22 protein-coding genes are annotated in these 21,285 nt (G+C 65.5%); 11 read left to right on the top strand and 11 right to left on the bottom strand.

Annotation, left to right across the window (positions count from 1 at the left end):
- Nucleotides 1-299: 299 nt before the first annotated feature.
- On the bottom strand, nucleotides 300-437 hold the full coding sequence (locus X727_RS1000000167750; protein WP_023691904.1) for a hypothetical protein: 138 nt from the start codon (nucleotides 435-437) through the stop codon (nucleotides 300-302).
- 186 nt (nucleotides 438-623) lie between these two features.
- On the opposite strand from X727_RS1000000167750, the gene rsgA reads away from it, so the two are divergent.
- Nucleotides 624-1,637 (top strand): ribosome small subunit-dependent GTPase A, encoded by a 1,014-nt coding sequence (rsgA, locus tag X727_RS160365; RefSeq protein ID WP_245274118.1) that lies wholly within the window; start codon nucleotides 624-626, stop codon nucleotides 1,635-1,637.
- A 62-nt stretch (nucleotides 1,638-1,699) separates the two neighbouring features.
- Here the strand turns inward: rsgA and X727_RS160360 are convergent, their stop codons facing one another.
- Genes X727_RS160360 through X727_RS160335 form a run of 8 tightly spaced genes read right to left on the bottom strand, consistent with a single transcriptional unit; the run spans nucleotide 1,700 to nucleotide 8,016 of the window.
- Nucleotides 1,700-2,491, bottom strand: coding sequence for an SIS domain-containing protein (locus X727_RS160360; RefSeq protein ID WP_023700933.1), 792 nt, complete (start codon nucleotides 2,489-2,491; stop codon nucleotides 1,700-1,702).
- A gap of 37 nt (nucleotides 2,492-2,528) precedes the next feature.
- A complete protein-coding gene (locus tag X727_RS160355; protein WP_023683130.1) occupies nucleotides 2,529-3,299 on the bottom strand; it encodes a GntR family transcriptional regulator in 771 nt (256 codons plus the stop codon).
- Complete coding sequence (locus X727_RS160350; protein ID WP_023691907.1) at nucleotides 3,296-4,171, bottom strand: ROK family protein; 876 nt, start codon at nucleotides 4,169-4,171, stop codon at nucleotides 3,296-3,298. The genes X727_RS160355 and X727_RS160350 overlap by 4 nt, the downstream gene beginning before the upstream one ends.
- Nucleotides 4,168-4,908: a PIG-L family deacetylase gene (locus X727_RS160345; protein WP_031195993.1), complete on the bottom strand. Its 741-nt coding sequence runs from the start codon at nucleotides 4,906-4,908 to the stop codon at nucleotides 4,168-4,170. Before X727_RS160345 ends, X727_RS160350 begins: the two co-directional genes overlap by 4 nt.
- Nucleotides 4,905-5,762, bottom strand: a complete 858-nt coding sequence (locus tag X727_RS160340; protein WP_023691908.1) for a carbohydrate ABC transporter permease — start codon at nucleotides 5,760-5,762, stop codon at nucleotides 4,905-4,907. The genes X727_RS160345 and X727_RS160340 overlap by 4 nt, the downstream gene beginning before the upstream one ends.
- Nucleotides 5,759-6,148 carry a sugar ABC transporter permease gene (locus X727_RS1000000168870; RefSeq protein WP_245274119.1) on the bottom strand — a complete coding sequence of 130 codons (390 nt, stop codon included), beginning with the start codon at nucleotides 6,146-6,148 and terminating at the stop codon, nucleotides 5,759-5,761. The genes X727_RS160340 and X727_RS1000000168870 overlap by 4 nt, the downstream gene beginning before the upstream one ends.
- Complete coding sequence (locus X727_RS01000000164410; protein WP_245274120.1) at nucleotides 6,084-6,692, bottom strand: sugar ABC transporter permease; 609 nt, start codon at nucleotides 6,690-6,692, stop codon at nucleotides 6,084-6,086. The genes X727_RS1000000168870 and X727_RS01000000164410 overlap by 65 nt, the downstream gene beginning before the upstream one ends.
- A gap of 49 nt (nucleotides 6,693-6,741) precedes the next feature.
- On the bottom strand, nucleotides 6,742-8,016 hold the full coding sequence (locus X727_RS160335; RefSeq protein ID WP_023833650.1) for an extracellular solute-binding protein: 1,275 nt from the start codon (nucleotides 8,014-8,016) through the stop codon (nucleotides 6,742-6,744).
- A 316-nt stretch (nucleotides 8,017-8,332) separates the two neighbouring features.
- On the opposite strand from X727_RS160335, the gene X727_RS160330 reads away from it, so the two are divergent.
- The 3 genes from X727_RS160330 to X727_RS160320 are packed head-to-tail and all read left to right on the top strand — an operon-like array spanning nucleotide 8,333 to nucleotide 11,375.
- Entirely contained in the window at nucleotides 8,333-9,625 is a 1,293-nt protein-coding gene (locus X727_RS160330; protein ID WP_023817204.1) for a sugar ABC transporter substrate-binding protein, read from the top strand.
- Complete coding sequence (locus X727_RS160325; RefSeq protein ID WP_023817203.1) at nucleotides 9,625-10,515, top strand: sugar ABC transporter permease; 891 nt, start codon at nucleotides 9,625-9,627, stop codon at nucleotides 10,513-10,515. The genes X727_RS160330 and X727_RS160325 overlap by 1 nt, the downstream gene beginning before the upstream one ends.
- Nucleotides 10,512-11,375: a carbohydrate ABC transporter permease gene (locus tag X727_RS160320; protein ID WP_023817202.1), complete on the top strand. Its 864-nt coding sequence runs from the start codon at nucleotides 10,512-10,514 to the stop codon at nucleotides 11,373-11,375. The genes X727_RS160325 and X727_RS160320 overlap by 4 nt, the downstream gene beginning before the upstream one ends.
- Before the next feature lie 12 nt (nucleotides 11,376-11,387).
- On the opposite strand, the gene X727_RS160315 is transcribed toward X727_RS160320, so the two are convergent.
- On the bottom strand, nucleotides 11,388-11,639 hold the full coding sequence (locus X727_RS160315) for a hypothetical protein (RefSeq protein WP_023817201.1): 252 nt from the start codon (nucleotides 11,637-11,639) through the stop codon (nucleotides 11,388-11,390).
- Between the two features lie 210 nt (nucleotides 11,640-11,849).
- On the bottom strand, nucleotides 11,850-13,034 hold the full coding sequence (locus X727_RS160310; RefSeq protein WP_023704169.1) for a Gfo/Idh/MocA family oxidoreductase: 1,185 nt from the start codon (nucleotides 13,032-13,034) through the stop codon (nucleotides 11,850-11,852).
- Between the two features lie 86 nt (nucleotides 13,035-13,120).
- On the opposite strand from X727_RS160310, the gene X727_RS160305 reads away from it, so the two are divergent.
- The 7 genes from X727_RS160305 to X727_RS160275 all read left to right on the top strand — a co-directional run bounded on the left by X727_RS160305 (nucleotide 13,121) and on the right by X727_RS160275 (nucleotide 21,249).
- Nucleotides 13,121-14,008 carry a MurR/RpiR family transcriptional regulator gene (locus X727_RS160305; RefSeq protein ID WP_023704170.1) on the top strand — a complete coding sequence of 296 codons (888 nt, stop codon included), beginning with the start codon at nucleotides 13,121-13,123 and terminating at the stop codon, nucleotides 14,006-14,008.
- 79 nt (nucleotides 14,009-14,087) lie between these two features.
- Nucleotides 14,088-14,870 carry an SDR family oxidoreductase gene (locus tag X727_RS160300; protein ID WP_023704171.1) on the top strand — a complete coding sequence of 261 codons (783 nt, stop codon included), beginning with the start codon at nucleotides 14,088-14,090 and terminating at the stop codon, nucleotides 14,868-14,870.
- Nucleotides 14,867-16,402: a mannitol dehydrogenase family protein gene (locus tag X727_RS160295; RefSeq protein ID WP_023817200.1), complete on the top strand. Its 1,536-nt coding sequence runs from the start codon at nucleotides 14,867-14,869 to the stop codon at nucleotides 16,400-16,402. The genes X727_RS160300 and X727_RS160295 overlap by 4 nt, the downstream gene beginning before the upstream one ends.
- 22 nt (nucleotides 16,403-16,424) lie before the next feature.
- On the top strand, nucleotides 16,425-17,339 hold the full coding sequence (locus X727_RS160290; protein ID WP_023671055.1) for a sugar phosphate isomerase/epimerase: 915 nt from the start codon (nucleotides 16,425-16,427) through the stop codon (nucleotides 17,337-17,339).
- Between the two features lie 78 nt (nucleotides 17,340-17,417).
- The gene (locus X727_RS160285) at nucleotides 17,418-18,452 is read left to right on the top strand and encodes an ABC transporter substrate-binding protein (RefSeq protein ID WP_023683115.1); all 1,035 of its coding nucleotides are present in this window, start codon (nucleotides 17,418-17,420) and stop codon (nucleotides 18,450-18,452) included.
- 278 nt (nucleotides 18,453-18,730) lie between these two features.
- Complete coding sequence (locus X727_RS160280; RefSeq protein ID WP_023833651.1) at nucleotides 18,731-20,281, top strand: sugar ABC transporter ATP-binding protein; 1,551 nt, start codon at nucleotides 18,731-18,733, stop codon at nucleotides 20,279-20,281.
- Nucleotides 20,278-21,249, top strand: a complete 972-nt coding sequence (locus X727_RS160275) for an ABC transporter permease (RefSeq protein WP_023825533.1) — start codon at nucleotides 20,278-20,280, stop codon at nucleotides 21,247-21,249. The genes X727_RS160280 and X727_RS160275 overlap by 4 nt, the downstream gene beginning before the upstream one ends.
- Nucleotides 21,250-21,285: the final 36 nt, after the last annotated feature.

Here is a 21,285-nt window from a genome sequence, read left to right on the forward strand (position 1 = left end):
GCTCGTTGCCGACGCCTGCGCGGGGATGTGAAAGCGCTTTTGCGCCAGTTCCGCGATCACACCATATGAACCGATCCAAGCTCTGCTAGCTTGTGGGCGTGGGACTTGTCCCGCTTTGGCCGGTGCTTCAGGCAACCCCATCCCAACCCCCCGCCCCCTGCGGTACCGGCCATCCCCCTCCCCCTTTTGGCAGGCTTCTCGACCTGCCATCCTCAGCCGTCGCTGCCAACTTCGAGGTCGACGACGAGGCCTGATGCGTGGCATGCAAATCAAGACCATCGGCAGCGTATCGAGGGATTTCACATCGGCTGTCTGGACGACGTCCTGGAGAGCGACAGATCGGGGTCGAGCCGCCTCAGCTCCCGGTTGATGGCCGCCAGGCGCTCCGGTTCGCCTTCCGTGTTGCAGACATTGAGAGTAACGACGCGTAAGCGCATCAGCGAACCACCGCCGCGATGCGTTCCAACGTGGTGCGCGAAACGGCTCGGCCATCGGCGCGGTTCGGCTTGTCAAATGCCGCCATGCCGCCCATACACGGCTTGAACAACCGCCCCGAGGGTCCGCGCCCATTTTGCCAAAGGATACTCTCCGATGTCTGTGACGCCGTCCCCCTGGTCAAAGCCGTGACGGCCTCCCTCGCAAGCCTGGGCTGGACGGATTTCTTCGGCGACCAGCTTGAAGCCGATGAGGCAGACCTCGTGCCGACGCGCATCGCCTCGGTGCACCGCGACCGCCTGGCCGGCCTGTCCCGGGCAGGGCCAGTGGATCTGACGCTGCCGGCCAATGCCAACACCGGCGACTATGCCGTCGGCGACTGGGTGCTGGTCGAGCCGCATACGCATCTGCTGCGCCGCCGCCTGACCCGCAAGACGGTGCTGGAGCGCCGCACACAGGGCGGCAGGGTGCCGCAGCTGGCCGCGGCCAATGTCGACACGCTGTTTATCGTGACGTCCTGCAATGCCGATTTCAACATCGCCCGGCTCGAGCGCTATCTGGCGCTGGCCAACGAGGCCGGAACGACGCCGGTGATCCTGCTGACCAAGGCCGACACCGCTGACGATGCCGAGGCTTACCAAAGCCAGGCCGCCGCCCTGCAGCGTGGACTGGCCGTGGTGATGCTGAACCCGCGCGTCGCCGATGCCGCAGCGGCGCTTGCTCCCTGGTGTGGCGCAGGGCAGACGGTGGCGCTGGTCGGCTCCTCCGGGGTCGGCAAATCGACGCTGGTCAACACGCTGGCCGGATCGGCGCAGCAATCGCCGCAACAGACGGCGGGCATCCGCGAACACGATGCCAAGGGTCGCCACACCACCACGGCGCGGTCGCTGCACCCCATTGCCGGTGGCGGCTGGGTAATCGACACGCCGGGCATGCGCACGCTGCATGTCAGCGACGTCGCCTCCGGCATCGACACGCTGTTTGCCGAAATCACCGAGCTCGCACCGCTGTGCAAATTCCGCGACTGCACCCATGTCCACGAACCGGGCTGCGCGGTGCAGGCTGCGTTGAAGGCGGGTACGCTCGACCCTGAGCGCCTTGCCCGCTGGCGCAAGCTGTCGGAGGAAAACCAGGGCAACACGCCGGTTCAGAGCGGCCCGCGCGGCAACAAATCTCCCGCGAGCCGCCCGAAGCGGCGTTGAACATCCGGAAAATTCCAGCGAGAGAAATTGGAGGCCTGGCCATGTGCCGGGCCTCCGTGCTTTCACTCTCCCCGCATCGTCGCCTGGAAGGTCGGCAGGTGCTTCTGCTGCGCCTCCAGCATGCGCTCGCGGTAGACGCCGTAGATGACGTCGGTGTCGTGCAGCGTCACGCCGGCAATGGTCGGCGAGGCGAAGACCGGCAGTTCGATGCCGCGCTTGGCGAGCTGCTCGGCCGTGCGCGCGATCAGCTCATGCGCCAGGATCATGGCAAGCACCGTCGATGAGCCCGACACCGGCCGGCTCCAGCCCTCGACCGGCACGATGGCGTCCTCGATCGGCGAGCAGGTGTCGATGACGAGGTCGGCGGCATCCGCCAGCCGCTTGCCGGACGAGTGCGTCGCCGGTTTGTCCAGATTGTTCTTGCTGGTGACAGCGACGACGAAGATGCCGCGCTTCCTGGCGTAGAGCGCGGTGTCGATGCCCGACGAGTTGCGGCCGCTATGGCCGAAGATGATGATCGAATCGCCCTTGTTGAGCGGCTGGTGGTCGAGGAATTTTTCGGCGTATTTTTCAGTTCGCTCCAGCCACAAAAGCTCGCGCACGCCGCCGGCGCCGAGCACATTGTGCCACATCACGCGCGGGTCGGTCAGCGGGTTGAAACCGACATAGCTGCCATAGCGCGGAAACACTTCCTGCACCGGCAGCACCGAATGGCCGGAGCCATAGAGATGCACCAGCCCGCCGCCCTCGAGGGAGTCGGCAAAGCGGCTGGCGGCCTGGCCAAAGGCCTCTTCATTGGCTTTCGCAGCCTGGTCGATGAGGGCGGCGAGACGGTGGATGTAGAGATCGGACACGTGGGTACTCCTGTTTGCTGTGTCGGTCTGGAATGGATCAGCTTCTCGGGTTCAGCGGCACGCGTCCGGCGCGCAGCGTCGAGCGGATTTCGTAGCGGTCGCCGCGCATGATCGAGACGGTGAATTCGAACGGGCCGCGCTCGTCGGTGGTGATGCGTTCGACGACGAAGGCCGGGCTGCCGACAGCGAGGTCGAGCAGTTCGGCGTCCGCCGCGCCGACCGCGCCGACCCGGTAGTTCTCCCGCGCGGCCACCGGCACGATGCCGTAATGGCGCTCCAGCGCCTCGTAGAGCGAGCCCTGCAGCAGGCCGGCATCGAGGAAGCCCGGCACGCGCACCGCCGACAGCTGCGCCGTCTGGATGCCGATCGGCTCGTTGTTGCCGAGCCGCAGCCTGCGAATGCGCACCACCGGATCGCCCTCCTCGATCTCCAGCGCGCCGGCAGCCGCCGCATTGGCGGTGGTCAGGCTGCAGTCGAGCAGGCGCGAGCCCGCGACCACGCCCATATTGCCCATCTCCTGGGTAAAGCTGGTCAGCTCGCGCGTGCCGGCGACCAGCGTGGTCGAGCGCACGAACGTGCCGCGGCCATGTTCGCGCCTGAGCAGTCCTGCCTCCTCGAGATTGCGCAAGGCGTGGCGCAGCGTGATGCGGCTGACGCCGAACAGGGCGCACAGCCTGTCCTCCGCCGGGATCTGGTCGCCCGTTGCCCATTCGCCGCTCTTGACGATGGCTCGGATCGCCTCTTCGACCTGGTACCAGAGCGGCTCCGGCCGTCTGCGGTCCGGTTGCTGAAAGCTTGCTTCGCTCATCGCACCTGCCTCCACCCTTGCCCAACGGCGCCGGCCAGCGCCGCGCCGACCAGACCGGCGCGGGGACCGAACTTTCCAGCCTTGACGTCGATGCCGCGCAGATGTGGCGGCAGTTGACGTCGCAGCGCCGCAAGCAGCGGCGGCCGGATCACATCCAGCGCCTCCGCCAAACCACCCGAAATCAGCACCGCTTGCGGATCGAGCAGCGCGACAGCGCCTGCCAGCGCGGTGCCGAGCTGTCGCGCCGGCAGTTCAAGCAAGGTGAGTGCAGCCAGCTCGCCGGCCTGGGCAGCGGCGATCAGTTGGCGGCCGTCGGCAAGGCCGATCTGGCCGGCAAGGGCATCGAGCGCCCGGCCCGACGCAACGCGCTCCAGCCAGCCGCTGCGCTCTTCACCATGATCCCTCACGTCGGCGCAGGCCCAGCCGAACGAGCAGGCGCCGCCATGCGCGCCGGCAACGATGCGGCCATTGGCCAGCACCGCCGAACCGATACCGGTGCCGATGGCGAGCAGGATCGCATCCGGCATGTTTTTCGCACTGCCTTCGACAGCCTCTCCCAGCAGCGCGATCTGTGCGTCATTGCCGAGCGCTACGCGCACTTTGGGAAACAGCGGCTGGATATCGACGCCGTCGAGGAACGGCAAGTTGGGGATCCAGCGGCAGATTGAGCCCTCGACCAGACCCGGCACCGCGATGCCAAGCGCTGAGACCGACCCGGCCTCAGTGCACAGCGCGTCGATGCGCGCAATGAAGGCATCAAGGGTTGCCGGCGCCGGCTCGCTGCCCAGCGCCTCCAACGCACCGACATCGCCCGTAGATACGGCAGCGCGCAAATTGGTGGCGCCGAGATCGATGGCGAGTACCCGCGTCATCGACCCGACCCTTTGCCGAAGGGGAGCGAGAACAGACCGCTGCCGGCATTCCACGAATGCGACGCCGCCGCGAAGGCCTGCGCATGGCGCGTGCCGCGCAGGCAGCCGCGCAGCCGGTAGAGCGAACTGTAATAGTCGACATAGGGGAAGCTGCTCAGGCCGCGCGCCAGCTCATACTCCATGACCGCGTCGCGCCAGGCCTCGAACCCGTCGCTGACATCGACGAGATGCTCGGGCCGGAAGCCGTCATCGTCCTCCCAGTTCTCGCCGAACAGCAGCAGTTGCGGCGTGTGCGCCGGATGGTCGCTGGCAACGGTCGGCAGTCCGGCGAAGAAGATACCGGTCTTCGTCAAATGGGCGGCGGCGCGATGGTCCTTGTGCCAACTGCCATGCCAATGGGTGATGACGATCTCGGGTTTCAGCTCGCGAATGATGTCGCCCACTTCGAGCGCCGTCTGATCGTCTGTGGGCAGGAAGCCGTCGCGCAGGCCAAAGCCACGCATGGTGACGCCGAGCCGCTCCGCCGCGCTGCCCGCTTCCTCTTCCTTCTGCACGCAATAATGCGCGGGAACCAGGTACGGATGGCCCTGCTCACCCATGGTCAGATGCAGGAAGGTCACCGTGGCGCCGCGCTTGACGGCAGCGGCCGCCAGCGGCCCGGCCATCACCTCGGCATCGAAGGCGTGCGCGCCGACCACCAGGATGGATTTCGCCGCATAAATTCTGTCTTCGATCATTTCATGCCTCCTCCGGTGCCCACGCCTTCGCGAATCTGGCGCGCCAGCAGACAATACATGATCAGGATGGGCGCCATGGATATCGCCAGCGAGGCGAACACCAGGCCCCAGTCGGTGCGGAACTGGCCGACGAAGATGCTGATCGCCAGCGGCACCGTCTTGTAGCGGTCGTCGAAGATGAAGATCAGCGGGAAGAAGAAATCGTTCCACACCGCGATCGCGGTGAAGATGGCCACGATCGACACCGCCGGCTTGACCATCGGCAGGATGATCTGGAACAGGATGCGGACCTCGCCGGCGCCGTCCATGCGCGCGGCCTCGTCCAACTCGGAGGGCAAGACGCGCATGAAATTGGCGAAGATGAAGACGGCGAAGGGAATGCGGATCGCCGAATAGACCAGGATCAGCCCGGTCAGCGAATCCAGCAGGCCGAGATTGCGCATCAGCGTGAACAGTTCGACCGAGGCCAACCGGATGGGCAGCATGATGCCGGACAGGAACAGGCCGAGCATGATGGCATTCCAGCCAAGCTTGTAGCGGCTGAGCGGATAGGCGGCCATCGCCGAGACGACGATGGTGAGGATGACGGCGCCGCCCGTGACGATCAGGCTGTTGATGAAATTCTGGCCGAGATCGGCGCGCGTCCAGGCGTTGATGAAATTGTCGAAGGCAAAGCTTTGCGGCAGGCCGAGCCTGTTGTCGTAGATCTCGGCCGTGGTCTTGAAACAGGAGACGACAAGGATGTAGAGCGGCAACAGCACAGCCGCCGTCCAAACGACCAGCACCGTCCAGCCGGGCAGCCGCGCCAGCTGCCGAGAGATGTCTGGCCTCTGCGCAATCGCCAGCGCGCTCATAGCTGCACCGTGCGGCGGTCGAAGAAGCGCAGCATCATGAGCGTGCCGATGCTGAGGATCAAAAACAGCACGGTGCCGAGCGCCAGCGCCAGACCGATATCGGTGATGCCGACAGCGCCTTCCGCGCCGAAGGCCAGCCGGTAGAAGTAGGTCACCAGCGTGTCGGTCGAATAGCTCGGATTGCCCTGCACGCCCTGCGTGACATAGACGATGTCGAACTGGTTGAAGGTGTTGATGAACGACAGCGTCGTCAGCGTGCCCAGCGCCGGCATCAGCAGCGGCAGCGCGATCGAGAACAGCATGCGCGCATTGCCGGCGCCGTCAAGTTTTGCCGCCTCGAAAATCTGGCCGGAAATCTGCCGCAGACCTGCCGTGTAGATCAGCACCGGCAGGGCCCATCCAGTTCCAGGCATCGACGGCGATCAGCATGGCGAGCGCGGTGTGGCTGTTGCCGAGCACGGTCAGGCTGCCCTGGTGCAGGCCAAGCCCGTTCAGCGCCCATTCGACGACGCCGCCCGGTGCCAAAAGCAACCGCCACAGCGCGCCGACGATGACCGGGCTCAGCACCGCCGGAAAGAAGAACACCGACTGGAAGAAGGCCGCACCCTTGTCGCGCAGGAACAGCAGCCAGGCAAACAACAGGCCGAGGCCATTTTGGAAGACCATGATGCCGAAGAACCAGGCGGTGTTGTGCCACAGCGCGCCGTAGATCCGCGCGCCGCTCGGGAAAGCGAACAGCCTTGAGAAATTCGACAGGCCGGCGAACTCGACCATGCGCAGCCCCTTCCAGACGAAGAAGCTGCCCCACAGCGACATCCCCAGGGGATAGAGGACGAACAGCGCATAGACTGCCAGCGCCGGCAGGATGAACAGCACGGCCATGCGCTGCTGCGTGCGGCGAAGGCTGCTGGTGCGGCGAAGGGTGCTCATGCGCTTTTCTGGTCCGTGAGAGGCCGGCCGCTTTTGCGACCGGCCGCGCCTACTGCTTCGGCTTGAACCAGGTGGCGACCGCGGCCTGCATGTCGGCCGCCAGCTTCTCCGGCGCGATGTTGCCTTCGACCATGTCGATGATCTCCGACTGCAGCACCGAAGACGCCGTCGGCGACTGCCAGCGGAAGCCGACCAGCGTCAGATACGGCGTCGAATTCTTCGCCATCTCCATCATCGAGGCCAGCACTGGATCCTTCACCCTCACATCCGTGCGGGCCGGCGGCCAGCCGAGCTCGTCGGCGAACATCTGCGCGAACTCTGCCGAAGCCATGAAGCCCAGCACCTTGGTCGCGGCTTCCTTGTTCTGGCTCTCGGAGACCAGGCCATAGGAGCCGTCGGAGAAGGCCGAGGTGTAGAGTTTTGCCCCGGCATCGTCCGCGGGGAACGGGAAGATCGAGAACTTCAGCTTCGGGTTCTGCGCCTTGAAGCTGCCGTTCTCGAACGAACCGCCGAGGAACATCGCCGCCTTGCCGCCGATGAACTGCTGCGTGGCGGTGGTGTAGTCGATGCCGGCGAAGCCGTCGGGGAAATACGGCTTCAGCTCGGCGAAGCGCTTCAGCGCCGCCACATAGCGCGGATCCTGGAAGGTCGCCTTGCCGCTCATCATCTCGTCGTAGAAATCAGGACCATAGATGGTCGGGCCGACCACGCCGACGGCGATCTCCAGTTCCCAGGCCGAGCCGTTGGCGCCACCGGTGGCGATCGGGGTGATGCCGGCCGCCTTCAGCTTCTCGCAGACGGCGGTGAAATCCTTGTAGGTCTTGGGGATCTCGATGCCCCGGGCGGCGAAGATATCCTGGTTGTAGAAGACGCCCATCATCGGCACCGAGTAGGGCACGCCGTAGAGCTTGCCGTCGCTGCGGCCGCGCGCGCCGCCAAGCGCTGCGTCCTCCATGTTCTTCAGCTCCGGCACGCTGTCGTCCAGCGCGTCGAGATAGCCCGCCTCGACGAAGGGCTGCAATTCGCCATAGGCCTTGAGCTGGGCGATGTCAGGCCCGCGCCCGCCGCGCAGCGCCGTGCTCAGCCGGTTCTGGTAGTCGGCATCGGGCGTGAACTGGATGGCGACCTTGATGCCGGGATTCTTCACCTCGAAGGCATCGAAGATGCGGCGCATCGCGGCCTCGTCCTCGGTGCGCCAGCTCCACAGCGTCACCGTGCTGTCGGCGGCTCGCGCCGGCAATGAGGCGAAGACGCCGGCGCAGGCGGCGGCAAGGCCGCCGATCAGCCCAAGTGCTGCGCGCCGGTGAAGTGAAAGCATGCTCATTGCCAGTCTCCCATTGTTCTCTGTCCTTGGCGTCCCGCGGCGTTTCCGTGCCGTGAGAAGTCATTGGTTCGGCAAAAGTCATTATAACGACATAGCGGTATTCGCAAGAGGTCTGCTGCGCCTCAGGAATGGCGGCGTTGGCCCGCTCACGACATTGCAGTACCCGCAACTGTTTGTTACGTAACGACAAATACCCACATTCCAGCGCCGCAAAGAAATCTGTGACCGTACCATGTGAGACTTTTTCGCCAGCAAGCCCTTGCGTCGCCGCGCTGACTTGTCATAACCTCATGCGAACCAATAGGGAGGATGAGGAATGTCGTTTGCCTGGACGTCGAAACTGGCACTGGCCGCAGGCCTCGCCATCCTGCCCGCCACGGCCTGGGCGCAGTCGGTCAACATCTCCTATCTCACCCACTGGTCGCCGGAGACGGTGGCGCTGCTGGAAGCGGCGGCCAAGGATTATGCCAAGACCAATCCGGATGTCAGCGTCACCGTGCGTGCCGTCCCCTTCGGCGACCTCCTGACCACGCTGCGCTCGCAAGGCGGCGGCGCGGACGGTCCGACGATCGGCGGCATTTACGATCTCTGGTTGCCGGAACTGGCGCGCGACAAGCTGGTCGCGCCCGCTCCCGATGCGGTGGCCAGCGAGGTCAAGGCCGCCTGGCCGGCGGGCGTCACCAGCGCCGCCTCGGTCGGCGGCACGCTCTACGGCATCCCCAACGAAATCGACGTCTATGCGCTGAACTATAACAAGGCGCTGTTCAAGCAGGCCGGCATCGCGGCGCCACCCAAGACCTGGGACGAGTTCAAGGATGCGGCCAAGAAGCTGACCAACAAGGATGCGGGACAGCAAGGCTTCGGCATGATCAATTCATGGGCCGCCGGTGTCGTTCATCCCTTCGCCTCGCTGCTGGTCTCCAATGGCGGCGACCTGGTCAAGGACGGCAAGCCGGTGCTGGACAGCCCGCAGGCCACCGAGACTTTCCAGCTCTATGAAGACCTGATCAAGTCGGGCGCCAGCGTGCCTTCGATGGCGACAGCCGACGCCAACACCACCGGCCCCTTCCTCGACAATTTCGTCTCCGGCAAGACCGGCATGATCATCATGGCCAATTGGTGGGAGAGCGCGCTGAAGGCCGGCATGGGCGACAAGTTCGCCGACATTGCGACGGCGCCGATTCCCGTCGGTCCGAGCGGCGACAAGCCGCATTCGATATCCTACTCCTGGATGACCGTGGTCAACGCCAATGCAGGTGCCGCCGAGCAGAAGGCGGCGTGGGACTTCCTCGCCTGGCTGAACAATCCAAAGTCCGGCAAGAACGGTGCTTCCGCGATGTCGGATATCCTCATGTCGATGGGCATCCTGCCCTCACGCCTCTCCGACATCGAGGCGCACAAAGACAAGCTCGGCTCGGAATTCCTCTCCGGCTATGTCAGCGTGCTCACCGATGCCAAGCCGTTCCCTGTCGTGCCCGGCGGCCAGGAATTCTCGGAATCGCTGCAGCAGACGCTCGAGGCGTTGCAGTATGGCCAGGTCTCAGCCAAGGATGCGCAGGCGACGGCGCAGGCCGACGCCATTTCGATCCTGGAGCGCGCCGCCAAATAATGATTCAGAGGTACCGTGCCTCGGCGGGCATCATGCTGGCGCCCGCCGTGACGCTGATCGGCATCTTCATCCTGTTGCCGATGCTGCTCACCGTCTGGCTGTCGTTCCAGGACTGGTCGACGCAGACGCCGTTTTCCAGCGCCAGCTTCGTCGGCCTCGACAATTTCCGCGAGATTTTCGGGGCCACCTCGATCGGCCGCGACTTCAAGGCCGCGCTCACGAACACAGCCGTCTACACCGCGCTCTCCGTCGTCCTCATCCTGCCTCTGTCGGTGGCCTTCGGCCTGATGGTCTACCAGCAGGATGTGCCCGGCGGCACGGCGCTGCGCACGGTGCTGTTTGCCACCTACATGGTGCCGATGATCGCGGTGGCGCTGGTCTGGTCGAAGCTTTATTCGCCGAGCGAAGGGCCGCTCAACCAGATGCTCGACCTGATCGGCATGGGACCACAGCCCTTCCTGTCGTCGCCGCGCTCGGCGCTGGTCTCGATCGTCTTCCTCAATGTCTGGCAGCAGGTCGGTTATTTCACCGTGCTGGCCATCGCCGGGCTGACGCAAATCCAAGGCAGCCTCTACGAGGCGGCGAAGCTCGACGGCGCCAACCGCTTCGAGCAGTTCCGCTTCATCACGCTGCCGCTGATGCGGCGCACGCTTCTGTTCAGCGCCGTCATCGCCATCATTAACGCCGTGCAGGTGTTCGAGCCGGTGGCGCTGATCACACAGGGCGGGCCGGCCGGCTCGACCAACGTCCTGACCTACCACATCCGCCGCGTCGGCATCGAACGCGCGCAGGGCGGGTTGGGTTCGGCCATGGCGGTGATGTTGATGCTTTCGCTGATTGTCGTCGTCTGCGCGCTGTTTGCCTTCGCCAACCGGAAGAACGACGAATGAGCGCGGGATCGTCGAGCCGGCTGTCGCGCCGGCGCCCGTCGGGCCGCAAGGCGCTGCTGGCGACGCTGATGCTGCTGGTCGCCGTTGCCTCGGCCTTCCCGCTGGTCTGGATGGCGCTATCGAGTCTCAAGACGCCGGCCGAGAGCATGCAGGTGCCGCCGGTATGGATCCCCCTTACGCCGAGCCTCGACGCCTATGAGAAGGTGTCGGGCGTCGTCAATGTCGGCCGCTCGATGTGGAATTCTCTGGTCATCGCCTCGATCACCACCGCCGGCATCCTGCTGACCAGCATGATGGCCGGCTACGCATTCGCCAAATACCACTTCCCCGCCAAGTCGCTGCTGTTTTCTGTGCTGATCGCCACCATGTTCCTGCCGCCGATCGTGACGTTGATCCCGCTCTATCGCCTGGTCGGCTCGATCGGCCTCAACGCCAGCCTCGCCGGCATCATCGTGCCCAATCTCGCCAACGCCTTCGGCATCTTCCTGATGCGCCAGTTCATCTCCGGCGTGCCCGACGACCTGATCGACGCCGCGCGCATGGACGGCGCCTCGGAGTTCTTGATCCTCTACAAGATCGTGGCGCCGAGCGTCGCTCCCGCAATCGCGGCTCTGGCCCTCTTCGCCTTCGTCTACCACTGGAACAGCTATCTCTGGCCGCTGACCGTGCTGCAGGGCAATACCGACGCCTATCCGATCGTCATCAGCTTGAGCCGCTTGCTCAGCTACAACAGGGGTGCGGTCAACACCGGCCTGGTGATGGCCGGCGCCACGCTCGCCGTGCTGCCGCCGCTCATCCTGTTCGTCTTCCTGCAGCGCTTCTTCGTCGATTCCATCGTCGGCTCGGCGATCAAGGGATAGCTCGCCAAACCCTCAAGCGCTCGGTTTGGTTCCGCCACAGATCAGATAGTAGCACTCGTCATAGCGCATGTAGTCAGCCGCGCCCTTGTCCGGCCATTCGCCCGTGTCGAAACGGATTTTGAGTAGGCTTCTGCACTGCGCCACCTTCGCTGCATTGCTGTCCGGGAACAGGGTAACGAGCAGGCCTTGCGGAGCGCCGAAGGAAACCGCCGAGAGAACGAGGCAGCCGAGGCTGGCAGCAAGGAAGAGAGACAAGTTGCGCATTGTTACCGAATACGGCTGGGCCGATGCTCTGACAAGATTAACACATGCATAGCAGCGTTTTGCCCAGTAAAGCGACCGAAGAGTACTTGGCGCCCCGCCGCTGCCAGGTCTGCTGCGGCGGCGGTAGCGCCTTCGGCAGGTCAATCCCTTAGGGCAGCGCCAGTCCCCCAGGTGATTGCTTCTACCGCTGAACCACGGCAGCTCCCGTCCTCACCCAAACCTTGCCGCCGTCCAAGCCCCACCCGCTGCATTCGACTCCACCGCCGCCGCAACAAACTTCACCCCGCGCGCGCCCTCTACCACATCGGGCACCTGCGCTGCGCGCGCCGCATCCACCACCCCACCAGAGCGATGGGCGCGAATGATATCGGCGGCGTCGCGGTAGAAATTGGCGAAGGCCTCGATATAGCCTTCCGGATGCGCCGCCGGCATGCGCGACACGCGTTGGCTTTCCGTCGTCGAGCCATGGCCGCCGCGCACCAGCGTGCGGGTCTCCTCGCCGTAGATGGAGAAGCGCAATTCCTCCGGCCGGCCACCCGACCATTCGAGCCCGGCTTTGTCGCCATAGATGCGCACCGAGAGATCATTGTAGTGGCCGGGCGAGGTCTGGCTGGCGAGGATCGTGCCGCGCGCCCCGCCGGTCCAGCGCACCAGCACATGCGCATTGTCGTCGAGCCGGCGTCCCGGCACGGCAGTGAACAGATCCGCCGACACCGCCTCGGCCTCACAGCCGGAGATATAGCTTGCCAGGTTGAAGGCATGCACGCCGATGTCGGCCAGCACCGCCGACTGCCCGGCGCGCGCCGGATCGGTGCGCCACTCCGCCTGCTTCTGGCCCTCGGCGTCGATCGGCTTGGTCAGCCAGTCCTGGATGTAGGCGCCATGCACGGACACCATGCGGCCAAGCGCGCCCGCCGCCACCATCTCGCGCGCCTGGCGGACCATGGCGTAGCCGGTGTTGTTGAGCGTGACGACGAAGCGACGCTTTTTCTCCCGCGCCAGCGCCACCAGTGCCTCTGCATCGGCCAGCGTCGTCGACAGCGGCTTGTCGCAGATCACGTCGATGCCGGCCTCGAGAAAGGCCGTGGCGATCGGCGCGTGCAGATGGTTGGGCGTGACGATGACCACCGCCTCGATGCCGTCCGGCCGCGCTGCTTCGGTTCGCGCCATCTCGCGATAGTCGGCATAGCTGCGATCCGGCGCGATGCCGATCTCGGCGGCCGATGCGGCGGCGTTTTCCGGGTCCGACGACAGCGCGCCGGCGACCAGCACGATCTGGTCGTCGAGGCGCATGGCGAGCCGATGCACCGCGCCGATGAAAGCGTTGCGGCCGCCGCCGACCATGCCGACCCGCAGCCGCTTGCCGGCCGACCCGTCCGATGTTGCGTAGACCATTTTCAAGCTCCTCCCGGCAGACCGCTTTCGAACATGATTTCCAATTTTCATATTGTAAAACGATCGTGTCGCGCTAGCCTGAAATCATGAGTGGGGCAAGCAAGGCATCCGGACGGTCCAGCACCGACGAGGCGGCGACGCGCAAGCGCGGGCGCTCGCTGGCCGCGCTTGGCTACATCCAGCCGCAGACCTATGAGGAGCTGCGCGCGGTGCTGTCGTCGGGCACGGTGCATTTCCCCAAGCGGCTGCGCCAGGTGGCAATCTTCCTGTGGCAGCATCCGAGCGACGTCGCGCTCGGCACCATCGCGCAGGTTGCGGCACAGGCCGGCGTGCAGCCCTCGACGCTGGTGCGCTTTGCCCAGATCTTCGGCTATTCTGGCTTTTCCGATTTCCAGGGCCTGTTCAAGGAGCACATCAAGGGCTCATGGCCGGAAGGGCGCGGCGAACCGCGCACCGAGACCGAGCCCAATCTGCATTTCCTGCACGGCATGGTCGGCGCGTCGCAGGCCTCGCTTGGCCGCATCGAGGCGGGCTTCGATGTCGCGAGTTTCGACAAGATGGTGGCGCTGCTGGCGGCCGCCGAGCTGATCTATGTCATCGGCTCCAAGCGCGCCTTTCCCGTCACCGCCTATCTCTCCCTGACACTGTCGCAGCAGGGCGTGCGCAATGTGCTGGTCGACAATGTCGGCTCCTCCGCACTCGACCAGATCGGCTGCATCAGCGGCCGGGATGCCGTGCTCGCTGTCTCGTTTAGCCCCTACAATTCGATCACGCCCGATCTCGTCGCGGTGGCGCATGAGCGCAAGGCGCGTATCGTCACCGTCACCGACAGCACCTTCAGCCCGCTGATCCCGCTCTCGGACAGCTGGCTGGAAGTGGTGGAATCCGACTTTGCCGGCTTCCGCTCACTGGCGGCCTCGCTCGCCGTTGGGATGGCGCTGGTCCATGGCGTGGCGGCGCGGCGCGGCGAATGAGGCATCACTGGTCCAATTGACTATCGGGAATTGTCGTTCCATATTTCTCAAAATAGAAACTTTATTCCCGGGAGGAGGAATGGAGATCCGGCTTGACGGCAAGGTGGCTCTGGTCACCGGGTCGACGCAAGGCATTGGCCGCGCCATTGCCGAGACGCTGGCGCGTTCCGGTGCCGCCGGGCTGTTGGTCACCGGGCGCGAGAGGGCGCGTGGCGAGGCCGTGGCGGCCGAGCTTTCGCAATTGGGCACGCCGACCATCTTCGTCACCGCCGACCTTGCCGATGCTGACGCCCCCACCCTTCTGGCGCAGGCCTGCATCGAGCGCTTCGGCCGCATCGATGCGCTGGTCAACGCCGCCGGCCTGACCGATCGCGCCTCTTTCCTCGACGCCAGCCTCGACGATTGGGCGGCGCTGTTTGCCGTCAACACGCGCGCGCCGTTCTTCCTGATGCAGGCGGCGATTGCCGACATGAAGCAGCGCGGACAGGGCGGCGCCATTCTCAACATCCTGTCGATCAACGCCCATTGCGGTTCGCCGGAACTCGCCGTCTATTCCGCCACCAAGGGCGCGCTGGCGACGCTGACCAGGAACGCCGCCAACGCCCACCGTTTCGATCGCATCCGCGTCAACGGCATCAATGTCGGCTGGACCGACACGCCGGCCGAACGCATCATGCAGGCGGAGACATTGGGCAACGGCCCCGGCTGGCTCGACAAGGCCAATGCCGCGCAGCCTTTCGGCCGGCTGCTGACGCCGGACGACATCGCCAGCCTCGCCGTCTTCCTGCTGTCCGACGCGGCCGGCCCGATGACCGGCGCGGTCATCGACCAGGAGCAGGCGGTGATCGGGGCGAACCGGTGAGCGCTTCCACCGAAACGCTTGGGCCGGCGCTGCTCGATCGCTTGCCGGCATCGGTGCAGACACCGTCCTACGATCGCACCGTGCTTGCCGCAGGGATGGCGCATCTCGGCGTCGGCGCCTTCCACCGCTGCCACCAGGCCGAATACACCGACGATCTCATCTCGCTGCGCTTCGACCGCTGGGGCATCGTCGGCATCAACATCCGTCCGCCCAGCCTTGCCGACACGCTGGGACGGCAGGGCGGGCTGTACACAAGGCTGATCCGCGAGAACAGCCATATCGAGGCACGTGTGATCGGCAGCATCGTCCGGGTGGTCGACAGCCAGGAGAGTGCCGCACCGGCGCTGGGTGTGCTGATCTCACCCGATATCGAGCTGGTGACGATGACGGTGACCGAAAAAGGCTATTGCCACGTCCCGTCCAGCGGCGAACTCGACCTTGGCCATCCCGATATCGTCCACGACCTCGCCAACCCCGAGACGCCTCGCAGCGTCCCCGGCCTGCTGGTGCGGGCGCTGGAGCAGCGCAGGGCCACAAATGGGCGGCCGCTGACACTGCTGTCCTGCGACAACATTCCGGCCAATGGCGTTATCCTAGCCAATGTCGTGCAGACCTTCGCCAGGCAGCGCGGCAATGGCTTGGCCGCATGGATCGCAGCCAATTCCGCCTTCCCTTCGTCAATGGTCGACCGCATCGCGCCGGCGGTAACGCAAGATGACCTCGACAGTGTCGAGCAATGGTTCGGCTACCACGATGCCGCCGTCGCTGTCGGTGAGCCGTTCCGGCAGTGGGTGATCGAGGAAAAATTCGCCGGCCGCATGCCGCGCTGGGATCTGGTCGGCGCCACCTTCGTCGACGACGTCACGCCGTTTGAGCATCTCAAGATGCGGGTGCTGAATGGCGCCCAGACGGCACTCGCCACGCTCGGCGTTCTGGCTGGTCTCGAGCACACATCGGATGCCATGGCCGACCCGCTGCTGTCGGACTTCATCCGGCGCATGCTGGTCGAAGAGACTGTGCCGACGCTGATGCCGGTGCCGGGCATCCTGCCGCTTGCCTATGTCGAGCAGAGTCTTGCCCGGCTGAAGAACACCGCGATCCGCCACCGCAACCACCAGGTCGCAACCGACGGTTCGCAGAAGATCGTCCAGCGCCTGCTCAACCCGATCCGCGACCGGCTCGCAATGGGCCAGAGCATAGGCCTGCTATCGGTGCCGGTCGCCGGCTGGATGGCCTATCTGATCCGGGCCTCGGATCGCTTTGAAAGACGCTGGCCGGTGTCGGACCCCTATGCCGGCAAGGTCGCCGCGATCGCCGATGCGACCGGTCACGATGCCAGCGCGCTGGTGTCCGCCATCCTTGCCATCGACGGGATATTCGACCCCGGCCTTGCCGCCGACGATACGTTCCGCGCGGCCGTCACATCGGCGCTGGGCGACCTGCTGTCGGACGATCCGATGGCGGCTGTCCGGCACAGTCTTGAACAAGATGAGGTCGCGAGGTTGAAGCGATCCAAACAATCGGCATTATAGTCGTCGGGTCTAGGGAGGCAGAATGAAACTTGGAGTGCTTACAGCACCGTTTGCGGAGACGCCGCTTGGCGAGGTCGCCGGCTGGGCGCACTCGGCCGGCTTCGAGGCGCTGGAAATCGCCTGCTGGCCGAAGACCTCCGGCGCGACGCGGCGCTATGCCGGCACCAGCCATATCGATGCCGCTTCCACCTCGGCGGCGCAGGCCAAGGAGATCGTCGCTTCGCTGACGGAGAAGAAGCTGACGGTCTCCGGCCTCGGCTACTATCCCAACCCGTTGCATCCGGACCCCGCCCATCGCGAGGCCGTCATCGGCCATCTGAAGAAGGTCATCGTGCTGGCCGCCAATATGGGCGTGCCGGTGGTCAACACCTTCTGCGGTGGCGATGCCTCGAAGACCGTCGACGTCAACTGGCAGGACGCGCTGAAAGTCTGGCCCGAGACCGTCGCCTATGCGCGCGATCACGGGGTAAAACTCGCCTTCGAGAACTGCCCGATGATCTTCAGTTATGACGAGTGGCCGGGCGGGCACAACATCGCCTATTCGCCCTGCATCTGGCGGCGCATCCTCGAGGCCTGGGGCGGCGAGGTCGGCATGAATTTCGACCCCTCGCACCTGGTCTGGCAAATGATCGACCAGGGCCGTTTCATCCGGGAGTTCGGCCCCTACATGCTGCATGTCCACGCCAAGGATTTGATGATCGATCATGATGGTTTGTATGAGCGCGGAATCCTTTCCGCCGGGATAGGCTGGCAGGTGCCGCGCATGCCGGGATTGGGCGATGTCGACTGGAGCGGCTTCTTCTCCGGCCTTTACCGCGCCGGCTATGACGGCTCGGTCATCATCGAACATGAGGACAGGCGGTTCGAAGGCAGCGACGATGCGGTGAAGCGGGGCTTTCTGCTCGCCCGCGACGTGCTGCGCCCCTTCGTCAAATGACGAGGTGAATGACTTGGTCTGATCCTGCCGAAGGGTCTGGCCCTGAGACGAAAAACAACAATGTGGAGGAGTACTGAGATGAAGAAAATACTGACCATGGTCCCGTTGCTTGCGGGCGCTGCCTTGCTGGCATCGATGGGCGTGTCGTCGGCCGAAGCCAAATATACGATCGGCATTTCCAACACCGTGCAGGGCAATGGCTGGCGCGAGGAAATGGTCTGCGCCATGAAGGCGCAGGCGCTGGCTTCGGGCGAAGTGACGAAGCTCAACATCGCCCACCGCAACACCGATGCCGCCGGCCAGCTCGAAGACATCCGCAATCTGATCAGCGCCAAGGTCGACGCCATCGTCGTCAACCCCGCTGATCCCGCCGGCATCAAGGCGGGCCTGGAAGAAGCCACCAAGGCCGGCATCGTCGTCGTTGCCGTCGACCAGGCGGTGACCGAACCGTCGGCCTACATCATCTCCAACAACCAGGAACAGTATGCCTATCTCGGCGCCAAATGGCTGTTCCAGCAGATGGGCGGCAAGGGCGAAGTGTTCTACATGCGCGGCGCCGCCGGCGCCTCGGCCGATAGCGATCGCGACAAAGGCTTCAAGAAGGCGCTGGCCGAAAACCCCGGCGTGAAGGTGGCGCAGGAAGTCTTCACCGGCTGGCAGCAGGATCAGGCCAAGCAGCAGATGCTGTCGTTCCTGGCCACCGGCACGCCGTTCAACGGCGTGTGGACGTCGGGCATCGACAACGTCATCGTCGACGCGCTGGTCGAATCGCAGGCGCCGCTGGTGCCGGTGGTCGGCGCCGACAATGCCGGCTTCGTCGGCCAGCTGAGCTCGGTGAAAGGTCTCGTCGGTGCAGCCGTCACCAACCCCGGCTCGATCGGCGGCGCGGGCGTGACGCTGGCGCTGCAGATCCTCGATGGCAAGAAGCCGGCGCAGCAGACAGTGCTGGTCGACCCGCAGCTGTGGGACAACGCCACCGACGAAGGCAAGGCCAAGCTGAAGGCAGCCGCCGACCCGTCGCTGAGCCCGGAATGGCCGGTCTCGATCTCGATCCCGGAGTGGACGACCTACACGAAGGACCAGATCGTGGCCTGCAAGGGGCCGGGGGAGTAAGCCTGGTTTGAATGAACTGGCGAGGACGGCGAACGGCCGTCCTCGTCACACAGACTAGCGCTCTACGGCGCCCCCTCTGTCCTGCCGGACATCTCCCCCACAGGTGGGGAGATTGGCTGTCATCTCGGCTTTCGCTAATTTTCTACGTCGCAAGACGAGGGGCGGCGCCGGAACTGCCAATCTCCCCCCAAGTGGGGGAGATGTCCGGCAGGACAGAGGGGGGCGCCGTAGAGCGCCGACATTAGTTTCTGGAACCGTCAATTTTGACAACAAACCATTTGACCACCAGCCCCCTCCTCGACGCCACCGGCGTCGCCAAGAACTACGGCGCGGTTGCAGCGCTTCGCAACGCGTCGCTCTCCGTGCTGCCGGGCGAGGTCCACGCGCTGATGGGCGCCAACGGCGCCGGCAAGTCGACGCTGGTGAAGATCCTGACCGGCGCCATTCCGGCGAACGCCGGCCACATCCTGATCCGCGGCGAAGCGCGCGACATTCGCTCGCCGGCCGCCGCGCGCCGCGCCGGGCTGCTGCCTGTCTACCAGGAGCCGTCGCTGATCCCCGATCTCGACGTTCTCTCCAACCTCAGGCTCACCGGCACGCCGGTCGAGCCGTTCCGCGCCTGGGTGCGCGAGCTCGGCATCACCGACCTCGATCTGCGCGACACCGCGCGCGACATCCCGCTCGCCGTGCTGCGCGTGCTCGACCTTGCGCGGGCGCTCGCCGTCGAGCCCGACGTGCTGCTGCTTGACGAGATGACGGCGGCACTGCCCGCCAACCTTGCCGAAAAGGTGCTGGAAGTGGTGCGCCGCCAGGGCGATGCCGGCCGCGCCGTGATCTTCATCTCGCACCGCTTCGTCGAAATCTCGGCACTGTGCGACCGCGCCACCGTGCTGCGGGACGGCGAGACCGTCGGCGTCGTCGACATCGTGCCGGGCGTCGAGGAAAAGATCGTCGAGCTGATGCTCGGCACCCGCATCGTCAAAACCCATGTCGCGGCCCGCAGCGCTGCCGAGAAGGCCGCGCCCGCAGTTGCCCGGCCGCGCATCTCCGTGCGCAATCTCCGCGTCGGCGCCAAGCTCAGCGATGTCTCCTTCGATCTCGCCGACGGCGAAGTCGCCGGCGTCGTCGCGCTCGAAGGCCAGGGCCAGGACGAGTTGTTCGCCGCCCTTGCCGGCTCGATCCGGCCCTCCGGCGGCACGATCGAAGTCGATGGCCAGCCGGTGAAATTCTCGCATCCGATCGACGCCATCCGCGCCGGCATTGCCTATGTGCCGGGCGACCGCTCGGAAGCGCTCGCCATGCAGCGCTCGGTGCGCGAAAACATCGCGCTGCCTTTCAGCGCTGCCTTGCGCAACTGGGGTCCGATCAACATGCGCCGCGAACGCGCGACCGTGCTCAGCGCCATCGAGCGGCTGCAGATCGACACCCGCGCCCAGGGCGAGGTGCAGCGCCTGTCCGGCGGCAACCAGCAGAAGGTGACCATCGCCCGCTGGATCGCGGCGGATGCCCGCACCATCCTGTGCTTCGACCCGACGCGCGGCATCGATGTCGGCACCAAGCAGGAGATCTACAAGCTGCTGCGCGAACTCGCCGGCAACGGCAAGTCGGTGCTGTTCTACACCTCGGAACTCGAAGAGGTGCAGCGCGTCTGCGACCGCGTCATCGTCATCTTTGGCGGCCGCCTCGTCGACATTTTTCCGGTCGAGGAGGCCGACGAGCCGGCGCTGATGCGCGCCGCCTACGGCCTGCCGCGCGGCGCCAAGGCCGATATCGGCATATTGGCTGATCCGACCGCGAACACTTCGGCTTCGCCGGAGGCCGCGCCATGAGCCATTTCCTGCGCCGCCAAGGCTGGGTCGTCGGCCTGTTCGCCCTGCTCATCGTCCTGTTCATCGCCACCAGGATCATCCAGCCGGCCTATGGCAGCAATGATTTCGGCTCGCTCGCCCGCGCCGTTCTGCCCTATGCCTTCGCAGTCGCCGCGCAGACGGTGGTCGTCATCGCCGGCGGCATCGACCTGTCGGTCGCCGCCATGATGGCGCTGACCAGCGTCACCGCGGCGTCGATGATGAATGGCGCGAGCGAGGAATACGCGCTGTTCGTGGTGCCCTTCGTGCTCGCCATGGGTTTTGCGCTCGGCGCGCTCAACGGCCTGCTCATCGTCGTCACCCGCGTGCCCGACATTGTCGTCACCCTCGCCATGCTGTTCGTGCTGCAGGGCGCCGCCCTGCTGGTGCTCGACGCGCCGGGCGGCGGCATCGCCGAATGGCTGAAGGCGCTGATCTCCGGCACCGTGCCGATCCCCGGCCTGCCCGACGCCATAGACGCCTGGCTGCCCAAGGCCCTGCTGGTGCTGATCGTCTGCCTCTGCGTCATCTGGATACCGCTCAGGCGCTCGCGCCTGGGCCTCTCCATCTACGCCATCGGCTCGAGCGAACTGGCGGGGTTTCGCTCCGGCGTGCCGGTCAAGCGCACCCGCATCATCGCCTATGCGCTGTCCGGCCTGTTCGCCGCCTTTGGCGGCCTGGCGCTGACCATGAGCACCGGCATCGGCGCCCCCATCCCCGGCCCTTATCTCTTGGCCAGCGTCGCCGCCGTGGTGCTGGGCGGCGTCGCGCTCGGCGGCGGCAAAGGCGGCCTGCTCGGCCCCATCGTCGCCGTCTTCGTGCTGAGGCTGGTGCGCACCGACCTGACGCTGCTCGCCATCGACCCCAATGTCACGGCCATCATCGAGGGGCTGATCATGGTGGCGGTGGTGATGTTCGGGGCGTTTATCACGATGCGGGGGCGGCAATGATGGGTGTGCTGTCGCAGAGAGACGTCGGCGTTCCTT

This window comes from Mesorhizobium sp. L103C105A0 (assembly GCF_000502215.1).
Classification (GTDB): Bacteria; Pseudomonadota; Alphaproteobacteria; order Rhizobiales; family Rhizobiaceae; genus Mesorhizobium.